A 10,336-nucleotide genomic window follows, 5' to 3' on the forward strand; every position below is an offset into this window, starting at 1 on the left:
TACCCCAGCATGACGGCGCGCCGGCGCAACACGGCCGAGCACAGCATCGAGGTGGTGGGCGCCCAGCTGCGCGCCATGATGCCCTGGATCGCCAAGAACAAGCTGGTCGACCAGAGCCGCAACTGATTTCGAACGAAGGAACGCCCACGCCATGCCGCAGGACGTACAGGAACACAAGGTCGCCATCGTCACGGGCGCGGCGCGCGGCATCGGCCTGGCCAGCGCGCGCTGGTTCCTGGCACGCCAGTGGCGCGTGGTCATCGTCGACAAGGACGCGCCCGCGCTGAACGCGGCGCGCGAGCAACTCGAATGGGAAGCGCCGGGCCGCTCGCTCGCCCTGCCCGCCGACGTGTCCCACCCGGCGCAGGTGGCCGATGTGGTCGCGACCGTGGACACCACCTGGCAACGCATCGACGCGCTGGTGAACAACGCGGGCGTGGCCGTCTTCAAGCCGCTGGTGCAGACCAGCTTCGAGGAGTGGCGCTACGTGATGGCCACCAACCTCGACGGCGCCTACCTCTGCAGCCAGGCCGTGGTGCCGGTGATGCGCCGCCAGGGCGGCGCCATCGTCAACATCGCCTCCATCTCGGGCCTGCGCGCGAGCACGCTGCGCGTGGCCTACGGCACCAGCAAGGCCGCGCTCATCCACCTGACCAAGCAGCAGGCGGTGGAGCTCGCGGGCCTGGGCATCCGCTGCAACGCCATCGCGCCCGGCCCGGTGGAAACGGCCATGGCCCAACAGGTGCACACGGCGGAGATCCGCGCCGACTACCACGCGGCGGTGCCGCTCGCGCGCTACGGCTCGGAAGAGGAGATCGCCAACGGCATCGGCTTCCTCTGCTCGCCGGAGGCCAGCTACGTCACCGGCCAGGTGCTGGCGGTGGACGGCGGCTTCGATGCGGCGGGGGTGGGCCTGCCCACGCTCAGGCGGGATTTCGGCGGGGTCTGAGAGGCCCGTCTTCTCTGGGGTGTCGAGGCGCCCGCCGTTGGGTGCGGCGGGCCCGGACCCGGCGTTGGCCGCCGCTGCCGACAGGCCTCTTCAACTCCTGGCGCGCGGCTTCAGGCGGAAGCTGACGCCGAGCCGGTTGATCGCGTTCATGGCGGCGATGGTCAGGGTCAGGTCCACCAGATCCTTCTCGCCGAACACGGCCAGCGCCGCGGCGTAGGCTTCGTCGGACGCATGCGTTTCGCTCACGCGCGTCACTTCTTCCGACCAGGCCAGCGCGGCACGCTCTTGCTCGGTGAACAGATACTCGGCCTCATGCCAGACCGGCACCAGCACCGCCTTGTCGACCGATACGCCCTCTTTGATCAGGTCGCGGGTGTGAATGTCGATGCAGTGGGCGCACCCGTTGATCTGCGACACACGCAGGAAAACCAGATGGATGAGCGTGCTGGGCAGGTTCGTGCCGTTCACGACATGGTGGTGCAAGGCGCCCATTGCCTTGGCGCCCTCGGGGGATACAGCAAACCAGTTCGCGCGATTCATGAGGCTCAGTCCTTTCTATGGGTGGTCTTTGACGGCCAGCACTCGGCCAATCCCACCCAAGACGGACAGCACCCGCGCCTTGTGACAAACGGCGGCGATGCGCACCCCGCAGACGAGCCTCACCAAGGCCTGGATGCCTTCGACCACGCCAGGACCACGCCAATGGTCCCCACGCCCGACACGCCAACCCAGTGGCGCACCGCAGGCAAGCGCCCTCACTCCCGCTCCACCCAGGCCCCGCCCTCTTCGTCCCGGCACCACTGCCGCCAGCCGTGGCGGTACGCGTGCTGCACATAGGGTCCGCGCAGGATGCGGGGGTCGGCTTCGGTGCTGTGTTCCTGGCCCAGCAGGTAGACCGCGCCGGCCCAGGCGCTGACCCGCGTGGGCCGGGCACGGCGCAGGGCTTCGTCCGCGAGGGCCGCCGCCTGCTCCACCGAACCGGCGCGCACCAGGAAGCCCGTGTCCGGCCCGTTGGGGCCGCCGGTGAAGGGGTCGTCGGCGTCGTTGCCCCAGCGGATGACTTCGTAGAGGTTCATGAAAAACGTCACCCGTTTCAAGGGCCGGGGCAGTGTACCGTCGGGGGCTATACCAACCGTCCCCCAGCCCTCGCATGAAGCCCCATCGCGCCGCCCCGATCCTCGCCGCCGCCCTGCTCGCGCTGTCGTTCACCGCCGGGGCCCAAACCCCAGGCAACCAGGGCAAGCTCGACTTCCAGCCGCCGGACCTGCCGGCCGAGCTCAAGGGGTTGAAGAGCCTGCAGCAGATCGGCGGCGCCTGCGACATGCTCTTCAACCGCACCACCAAGAGCCTCAGCCAGGAGTACTTCAAGTCCACCGACAGCGCGCGGGCCGGCACGGTCTTCGGCTGGATGCGCGACCTCTCCGCGCGCCGGCATGCGCTGGACACCGCCGGCCTGACGGGCATGGGCATCGTGCCGGCCGACATTCCGGTGATCCAGCAGGCCTTCCGCGCCCCAAACATGAGCCCCGCCGGCATGGAGCGCGCCTTCAAGTTCTGCGACGAGCTGGGCGACTCGGTCACGGCGGCGGTCAAGCAGGCGCTGGACGCCAGCGGGTGGGCGGACTACCAGGCCCAGGTGTCCAGGCGCACGCTCAAGGCGCTGATGGACCACGCCCCCGCCGAGAAGAAGAACAACTGAGGCGGCCCGCCCGCCTCACTGCACCGGCGCCACCGCCAGCAGGTGGTTCGAGAAGCTGGTCTCCGTTTCGCAGCGCCAGGTCGCCCACAGCTTGCAGCCCTCGGGCGCGCCCTCGTCCAGCTCCAGCGCGAGCCAGTTGCGCGCCGCCATCACGTGCTTGTCGTGGCCGGGGAACAGCATCATCTCGGCCACGTACATCACGTCGATGGCCTGCGGGTGCTTGGCGCTGGCGTTCAGCCAGGACAGGAACAGCCGCTCCATCACGCCCATGAGCGAGGGGTGCACCACCGCCGACGAGGTGAACTGGTGCATCTGCGACCAGGTCTCGGAGGCCGGCAGGTCCTTGCGGTAGGCCGTGCCCCAGGCGGCCACGTGCACGTCGCCCGAGACCAGCGACACGCGGATCTTCTTGTCCTTGGCCAGGGCCGAGAACACCTCCAGCAGGCGCTTGCGCTCGCCCTCGTGGTCGTCGTGCGACCAGTGGTCCTTCAGGTCGTCGGCGTTGCTGTCGGTCACGTGGTCGGCGCCGAATTTGTCGAGCAGCAGCTCGGCCAATGAAAGCTTGGGGTGCACCACGGGCACCGAGGACATGAACAGCAGGTGCCGGCAGGGCTTGGATTTCGCCGGGCTGTCGCTGCCGGGCAGCGCGCCCAGCCAGGCCTTGATCTCGCGCCAGGTGTCGGTGCCCATCACCTGGTTGCGCGAGCGCTCGGTGCGCAGGTCGGCCGCGACGACGGCCAGCGGGCCGAGCGAGTACACCGAGGTGAAGCCCGGCTGCCGGTCCAGCAAGGGCAGCGCCAGCGGGTCCTTGGCCAGGACCTTGCTCCACGCGATGGGTTGGAACAGCGGGTCTTGTGTCGAGAAGCCCGGTGGCGTCGCGTCCTGCAGCTCGGGCAGCTCGTCCAGCGCGTGCTGCATCTGGAACACCCAGAAGGCGCGGCGCGCATGGCGGAACAGGGCCTGGAACAGCGGGCTGTGCTGCATCTCACCGCTGTAGGAACCCCAGCCGTCGAAGATGTCGTGGTCGTCCCACATCATGAGGGTGGGGATGCGCGACAGGGCCGTGGCCGCGTCCAGCGCGGGCGTCTGGGCGGACCAGGAACTGCGGTCCTTGGGCAGCCAGCGCTGGCGGTACAGGCCGAAGTAGTAATCGGCGATCTTCTTGTCCAGCGCGGCCGTCACCGGAAAACTCAGCTGGTCCGCGCGCGGCAGGGCCACCCACTGGCGCAGCGCCTCGATCTCTTCCCAGATGGCGTCGAAGTAGATCTGGTCGCCGCCCATGAGCATGAGGTGGAAGCGCTGCAGCTGCTTGTCGTGGATGCGGCGCTCGTGCCAGAGCTGCTCCTTGTCCAGCAGCTTGGGCTCACCCGAGGGCAGCGGCACGCGCAGGGACTTGTCGTGGCTGAACAGAAGGTCTTCCCACACGGCGTTGGAGGTGCGCACCAGCTTGCGCATCACCGCCGGGTCCGAGAAGCCGTTGCAGGACACGTAGGCCATTCGCGGCGCCTCGTCCTTGGCCGGCACGGTCATCGCCCAGCGCGGCCCGCCGACGACGCCGTAGCCCACCAAACGCTCGTTCTTGAGCCGCTTGCACGACAGGTCGTAGCGCAGGTAGCGCTCGCCCGAGGTGAGCAGCAGCTCGCGGGGCTGGGGGCACGGCTTGCCGTCCACCTCCAGGGTGGGGATGGGCGCGGCCTCCTTCAGGCCGATGAGCGCGGTCACCTTCCAGGTGCCCCCGTCGCTGCCCCGGAAGGACAGCACGGGGCCGAGCAGCAGGTCTTTCTCGTTCATGGGGTTCTCCGTCCGGGCCTGGGGTGGGGCCGGCCCGGCGAGCATGAACCGGTTTCCGACGACCCAGGCGACCGGCAATGGACGAATGGGGGATGTGCCGCGCTGCCATTCTGGGCCTGCTCGCTGGGGCCACCGGCATGTACGCGCTGATGCAGGCGCGCTGACAGCCAGCCCATGACCACCGCCGTCAGCGAGAACGTCGTCCTGGAATGGGGGGGCTTTCCCCTCAAGCCAGAATCGCAATGGCGGCGCCGACCACGGCCATGATGCTGCCGATCCAGGCCAGCACCGGGAAGCGTTCCCCGCGAAACACCGACATCAGGAAGATGTAAATCACTGGCGACATCGACGACAAGATCACGGCACGGACGATCCCTGCGCTGGCCAACGCGGCCAGCAAAAGGGTCATGCCACCGATCGTGCTGACCAGCGCGCTCACCAGGACAATGGGCAGGTGGGCGCTGCCCTTGGCGCGCGGCGCCCCCCGCAAGACCAGGAACACGGGAAGGAAGGCGACGGTGGCAGCGAAGGTCCGGACGAACGAGGCGAAGAACGGCGCCACCCCGTCGACCACTTCCTTGGCCAGCAACGCACCGGCGACCTGACAGGCGAGCGCCACGGCGACCAGCAAGAACCCCAGACGGGCCGTCGCGGGCTTGTGATACGTACCGCCGGCCTTCTCGGTCGGCGCGCGGAACATGACAGCCGCATACACCCCCGCGAAAGCCAGTGTCACGCCGAGAACGGTCAGGGGCTTCACCGCTTCGCGGAACAGGACGCTGCCCAGAACGGCGGTCAGCGGCGCGTGCAGCGCGAAAATGACCGAAGACCGGCGCGGCCCCAGCAGGAACACCGCCTGGAACAGGGCCGCCTCGCCCAGGGCCACGCCGATCACGCCCGAAGCCGCCAGATAGGCCATCGCTCGCGTGTTGCCGAGATGGACATCCCCGAGCGCGAACGCAATGAGAAACAGCGCCAGGGCCGCCGTGAAGAACCGGTACATCGAAAACCGGAACGTGCCGAGCGCCTCGACGCCCTTGTAGGCCACCAAGGGACCGATGGCCCAGCACACCGAGGCGCCCAGGGCGAAGCCTTCGCCCAGGAAAGGAACGGCCATCACACCGCGGCCTCGAGGACCGCCGCGCTTTGGTCGGGGCTTTCGGTGCGGACGACAGCATCCAGCGCGCCGATCCAGGCCAAGGCGAAGGTCTCGATGTCGGCGCGATCGAACAGGTTGTTGCGGTACTGGATCAGCAGGCTGGTGGCGCCGTCGTGCTCGCGGACGTAGGACATCTTGTCGAACTTGACGGCGAAGCCGAGGTCCGAGAACCCCCACTCGCTCGGGTCGGGCGGGCTGCGGCCCGCGCCGCAGAAGTTGAGTTGGCTGATGAAGATCGTGGTCAGCGGAAACCGCGATTGCTCGAACGGCAATCCCAGGTCGGCCACCAGCCGGTCGTACTGGTAGTGTTGGTGCGTCATCGCGCAGGCGACGTCCTGCATGGTCCGGCGCACGTGGTCCAGCGCGCTCTGGCCAGCGTCGCGGTGGCTGCGCACGCAGACGAGCGAAATGAAGTTGCCCACGAGTTCCTCGGTGCCCTGGATCTCGCGCCCGGCGGCGGGCGTGCCGATGACGAGGTCTGGCTGGTCCAGCAGCCGGTGGAGGGCCTGGAACTTGGCGCTCAGGTAAAGGCTGAACTCGGTCACCCTGTGCGCGCGCGCGTAGGCCTTGACCGCAGCGCGGGTGGCATCGGGCACCTTGACGCAATAGCCCTGACCTCGGTCGTGGCCCGGCCCGGTCCACTTCTCGGCGAAGACGTGCTTGCGGTAGGGCGTCGCGAACACCCGCGCCCAATAGGCCTGCGCGTCGGACCCCGGCCCGAAGCGCAGGGGTTCCTCCCGGGCGGCCCAGTCGGCATAGGCGAGGTAGTTGAACCGCGACGGGGCGGAAATGGCCCTGCCCTCTTCGAGGAAGCCGCGCAGCTGCGTCTCGACGAGGTTCATCGAGAAGCCGTCGCCGATCATGTGGTGCATGGCGAACACCACCGCCGACCGACTGCCCGGCAGGTTCGCGACACTGGCGCGAAACAGCGGCCAGGTGTCCGTGGGGATCTCGGCATTGGCCACGTCCAGTCGCAGGGCGTTCAGCATCCGGGCGGCGGCCTCGGCGGACTGGCCCGAGAAATCGTGCACCTCGATGTCGAGCGAGGTGGCGTCCATCAGAGGCGTTTCTTTCAGCAGGACGCCACCGCTGTGCTGCACGAAGCTCAGCCGCATCGAATCTTGGTGGCGCGACAGATCAAGCAGCCCGCGTTCGAGTCGTCTGGCATCGACCGCATGGTCGAACTTCAGCACCCGCACCATCGTCGCCCAGGAGCGGTTGCCCTCTGGCATGTAGATGTTCCACCAGCGGCGCTGCTGCGGCGACAAGGCATAGGTCTCAGCCCGGCGAAGGCGCGGAATCTCGACGTGCGCATGCGCGAGCGAACGGTCGATCAGCGCGGCGATCTCGGCCAGGCTGGCCAGGGCGAAGACGTCCGCAAAGGCCAGCGACTTGCCCAGCTCGTCTTCGATCTTGCCGATCAGAAAGGCCACGTGGATCGAGGTGGCGCCCAGGCCGAACAGGTCGGCCGTGGCGCGGGGAACTTCGCATGCCAGGATCGCGCCGACCGCGCGGCATACCCAGGCTTCGGTGTCGGTGGCGGCGGCCTCGCGCCCTTCGTCGGCGGGCACCAGCAGATCGGCCAGGCGCGCCCGATCAATCTTGCCATTGGCGTTCTTGGGAAACGCCGCCACCTTGCGCCAGATCGTTGGAACGATGGCCTGCGGGAGATGGCGGAGGGCATGGTCGCGCGGGGCGTTGTGGGGCAGGGCTTCGCCTGCCGGCCCGGCGATCCAGACCGCCGCCAGCCGTGGCTCGGACCCGCCGTGCGGCGTGGTGGCGAAGACGCAGATGTCCTGCGCACCCGGATAGCCCTGCAGCGCCTGAGTGACCTCGTTGGGGTGAACCCGGACCCCATTGATCTTCACCTCGTCGTCGGCCCGTCCGACGATCACCAGATCGCCCGCGGCCGACACCTCGCCCAGGTCGCCGGTGCGGTAGGACACGGTCCCGTCGCCGTTGCGCGCGAACCGCGCGTTCTCGGCCGCGGGGGCATTGATGTAGCCCAGCGTGGCGTGGCGCGTAGTGATCACCACTTCGCGCCCCGGGCCGGCGCCGCCGAACCCGAACGACGTGCCCGGCAGAGGGCGGCCGACCGGGATCGGTGCGGGGTCACCGGCATCGACCCGTCCCACCCGAAAGAAGAACTTGGCCAGCGTGGTTTCCGAGGGGCCGTAGAGGTTCACGTACTCGGTGGTTCCCGCGAACGCCGCGCGCAGCTCGGCCACGGTGGCGGGATAGAGCTTCTCGCCCGCCAGGAAGACCAGCCGCAGCTGGGGAACGGCATCGCCCATCGCGCGGGCCCAGAGTTTGGCGACCGATGGCACCGCGTGGACGACCGTGACCCTCTCGCCGGCCAGCCAGTGCGCCGTGGCGCGCGGCGTCGCGAGGTGCCGGTCCGAGGGAATGACCAGCACCCCGCCGTGCAGCAGCGGCAGGAAGATGTCGCGCAGCGACACGTCGAACCCCACTGGCGTGAGGAACGAGACGCGGTCGCCGGCCGACAGGCCGAACTCCGCACCTTGCCAACGGACGAAATGCACCAGTGCCGACACCGAACCGAGGATCGCCTTGGGCTGGCCGGTGCTGCCCGAGGTGAACATGACATAGCCGGGCCTTTCCCCGTCGTTCGGATGGCCAGGAATCGCACTGGGCCACCCCGTCGCGTGCAGGCCGTCGTCCGTGATGACGGTTTGTGGCGGCACGGCGTCCATCATCGTCTGGACGCGGGCGTCGGGAAGGCGGGGGTCGATGGGCATGGCCACGGCGCCGAGCGACAGGACCGCCAGGAGATCGACCACATACCGCTCGGATTTCTCGCGGCGAATGGCGACGACGTCGCCGTCGCGCACCAGGGGCGCCAGCTCACGCGCGCGCGCATCCACCAGGGCGATCAGCTCGCCATAGGACAGGGTCCGGCCGTCGCATTCCACGCAGGTTCGCATCCACTGGGCAGGCTGGACACAGCGGTCAAGCCGAAAGCAATCCGGAGGTGTCATCGAATGTCCCGTTTCTCAATGGGTTCGCCCGGTCGCCTTGGGCCGGACGCTTGCCGCGCCGTGCGCCATCAACCGTTCACGATGCGGACTTGGGCCTGCAGCATGTGCACCTTGTGCATGTCCAGCGACCGGACGTTCACCGTCTTCATCAGCCAGCGGTTCATGACCGCGCCTTCGTCGCCGATGCGCACGACTTCCTTGTTGTGAATGCACTCATTGTTCGCCGATCCAACGAAGTCGCCCTTGAGGATCAGCAGGCGCTTCTTCAGCGCATGCAGGGCACGCACGACTTCGTCCACCAGTTCCTGGGAGGCCCTGTCGAGGCCGACCGTTCTGTTCTCAAAGAAGCGAATGTCGTGGTCGGTCGCCCCGCCCAAGATGGGGTGGACGGGCGCCGGGCCCAGCCTCTTGTTCGGCGACGACAGGGTCAGGTCGTCGTAGGGCGTGTGAAACTTTTCCTCGCGCAGGCCCTTCAGCACGCGCTCGTCGAGGTACGCCAGCAGGTCGCGGTTGCGCACGAACGAGGTATGGATCTCGTTCTGCGCAGAGGCCCGCAGCCCGAGAATGTTCACCCAGTCGGGGCGGACAAAGTGGTTCGCCAGGTCTTTGTGGAAGAAGATGGACTTGGCCGCCTTCTGGGACTGCGTGGCCATCAGCGAGCGCATCGGGTGGATGTCCTGAAAGACATCGCCGTCGTTCACGTTGATGTAGCCGATCGGTTGCTGCCCCATCAATTCGGCATAGAGCACCAAGAAGGCTTCGGCAACGTAGGTGGTCTTGCGGTTTCGCTTGTCGACGACCGGGTTGTCAAGGTCGAGCATCGGCAGCTCGGGGTCGACCGGGCAGTTCTTGAGAAGCACGTACGGGTCGTCAAATGAATTGACGCGTCTTTTGGCGCAACACAAGCGGCGGAAGTCCTCGGGGATGGGGCCGGTTTCGGCCATCACCCGCAGAACGTCGGACCGAAAACCGGCGTAGCTCTTGTAGGGATTGGTCCGAATCTCCAACAAGCGCCGGGTGAGCGCTTCGTTGGCGTCATTCGAGAAGACGTAGTCCACTGTCATCTCCCACATAGGAAAGCTCCTTTCCATGGCGCAACGCTTGGCTCGGCGATGGGTGCGCAGCCCATGCGATGCCACCTTCCCACCCGTTCAAGTCAAAAGGTCGCGAATTCTCGGAACCCGACGGACAGGTGTCACGCCACTGATGGGGGACAGTGATTCAATGTTCATGACCCGCCCTGGGCCGCGCGCTGAACGCCAGCCCAAGGGCCAGGTGCGGCTCAGCCGCCCAAGCGCTGGCCGTCGGCGTCGCTCACCGTCAGGCGCACGTCCATGCCGGCGCGCACGCTCTGCGTGACGGTGCAGAAGGCCTCGAACTGCGAGAGCACGCGGTCCAGGTGCTCCAGCTCGGTGGCGGGCTTGCCCAGGCTCAGCGCCACGTCCACGCCCGTGACCCGCAGGCGCTTGTCTTCGTTGCGGCCGATGGTGGCGGTGGCCGTGGCGCGCAGGGTGCCCGGGTCCTGCTTGTACTTCTGCAGCGAGAACAACAGGCTGGCGCTCAGGCAGTTGGCCACGGCCGCGAGCAGCAGGTGCTCGGGCGAAGGGCCTTCGCCCTGGCCCAGCGGCGCGGGCAGGTCCGCGTTGAGCGTGGGCAAGGCGTCGCCAAAATCAACGAGGAACTGGTAGTTCTTCTGGCGGGTGATGGTGACGCTGACGGAATCGCTCATGGTCAGGGGC

9 protein-coding genes and 1 pseudogene are annotated in these 10,336 nt (G+C 67.9%); 3 read left to right on the forward strand and 7 right to left on the reverse strand.

The features are described from left to right. Both BGO22_RS20000 and BGO22_RS20005 read left to right on the forward strand, forming a co-directional pair. Nucleotides 1–126 (forward strand): annotated as a pseudogene (locus BGO22_RS20000) (ketol-acid reductoisomerase); the annotation flags it as partial. Nucleotides 127–151: 25 nt separating this feature from the next. After that, nucleotides 152–949, forward strand: a complete 798-nt coding sequence (locus BGO22_RS20005; protein ID WP_070400518.1) for an SDR family NAD(P)-dependent oxidoreductase — start codon at nt 152–154, stop codon at nt 947–949. A gap of 90 nt (nt 950–1,039) precedes the next feature. Here BGO22_RS20005 and BGO22_RS20010 read toward each other — a convergent pair whose 3' ends face one another. Together BGO22_RS20010 and BGO22_RS20015 are read right to left on the reverse strand one after the other, a co-directional pair. Further along, the gene (locus BGO22_RS20010) at nt 1,040–1,489 is read right to left on the reverse strand and encodes a carboxymuconolactone decarboxylase family protein (protein WP_070400519.1); all 450 of its coding nucleotides are present in this window, start codon (nt 1,487–1,489) and stop codon (nt 1,040–1,042) included. A 215-nt stretch (nt 1,490–1,704) separates the two neighbouring features. Then, a complete protein-coding gene (locus tag BGO22_RS20015) occupies nt 1,705–2,025 on the reverse strand; it encodes a hypothetical protein (RefSeq protein WP_070400520.1) in 321 nt (106 codons plus the stop codon). A gap of 74 nt (nt 2,026–2,099) precedes the next feature. Between BGO22_RS20015 and BGO22_RS20020 the strand changes: the two genes are divergently transcribed. Next, complete coding sequence (locus tag BGO22_RS20020; protein WP_070400521.1) at nt 2,100–2,648, forward strand: hypothetical protein; 549 nt, start codon at nt 2,100–2,102, stop codon at nt 2,646–2,648. A gap of 15 nt (nt 2,649–2,663) precedes the next feature. Here BGO22_RS20020 and BGO22_RS20025 read toward each other — a convergent pair whose 3' ends face one another. The 5 genes from BGO22_RS20025 to BGO22_RS20045 all read right to left on the reverse strand — a co-directional run. Beyond that, the gene (locus tag BGO22_RS20025; protein ID WP_070400522.1) at nt 2,664–4,439 is read right to left on the reverse strand and encodes an alkaline phosphatase D family protein; all 1,776 of its coding nucleotides are present in this window, start codon (nt 4,437–4,439) and stop codon (nt 2,664–2,666) included. Nucleotides 4,440–4,665: 226 nt separating this feature from the next. Continuing rightward, complete coding sequence (locus BGO22_RS20030; RefSeq protein WP_070400523.1) at nt 4,666–5,556, reverse strand: DMT family transporter; 891 nt, start codon at nt 5,554–5,556, stop codon at nt 4,666–4,668. Further along, nucleotides 5,556–8,531, reverse strand: coding sequence for a condensation domain-containing protein (locus BGO22_RS20035; RefSeq protein WP_070400524.1), 2,976 nt, complete (start codon nt 8,529–8,531; stop codon nt 5,556–5,558). The genes BGO22_RS20030 and BGO22_RS20035 overlap by 1 nt, the downstream gene beginning before the upstream one ends. A 134-nt stretch (nt 8,532–8,665) precedes the next feature. Beyond that, nucleotides 8,666–9,655, reverse strand: a complete 990-nt coding sequence (locus BGO22_RS20040; RefSeq protein WP_139147101.1) for a hypothetical protein — start codon at nt 9,653–9,655, stop codon at nt 8,666–8,668. Nucleotides 9,656–9,879: 224 nt separating this feature from the next. Then, a partial coding sequence (locus BGO22_RS20045) for an OsmC family protein (protein ID WP_353744368.1) occupies nt 9,880–10,336 on the reverse strand: 457 nt, incomplete at its 5' end.

The organism is Hydrogenophaga sp. 70-12, from assembly GCF_001897365.1.
GTDB classification, from domain to species: Bacteria; Pseudomonadota; Gammaproteobacteria; order Burkholderiales; family Burkholderiaceae_C; genus Hydrogenophaga; species Hydrogenophaga borbori.

What these genes read in the sequence shown, in the direction of transcription:
- BGO22_RS20030 (WP_070400523.1), bottom strand. Translation starts at nt 5,556, where the DNA reads ATGGCCGTTCCTTTCCTGGGCGAAGGCTTCGCCCTGGGCGCCTCGGTG.
- BGO22_RS20025 (WP_070400522.1), bottom strand. Translation starts at nt 4,439, where the DNA reads ATGAACGAGAAAGACCTGCTGCTCGGCCCCGTGCTGTCCTTCCGGGGC.
- BGO22_RS20005 (WP_070400518.1), top strand. Translation starts at nt 152, where the DNA reads ATGCCGCAGGACGTACAGGAACACAAGGTCGCCATCGTCACGGGCGCG.
- BGO22_RS20020 (WP_070400521.1), top strand. Translation starts at nt 2,100, where the DNA reads ATGAAGCCCCATCGCGCCGCCCCGATCCTCGCCGCCGCCCTGCTCGCG.
- BGO22_RS20010 (WP_070400519.1), bottom strand. Translation starts at nt 1,489, where the DNA reads ATGAATCGCGCGAACTGGTTTGCTGTATCCCCCGAGGGCGCCAAGGCA.
- BGO22_RS20015 (WP_070400520.1), bottom strand. Translation starts at nt 2,025, where the DNA reads ATGAACCTCTACGAAGTCATCCGCTGGGGCAACGACGCCGACGACCCC.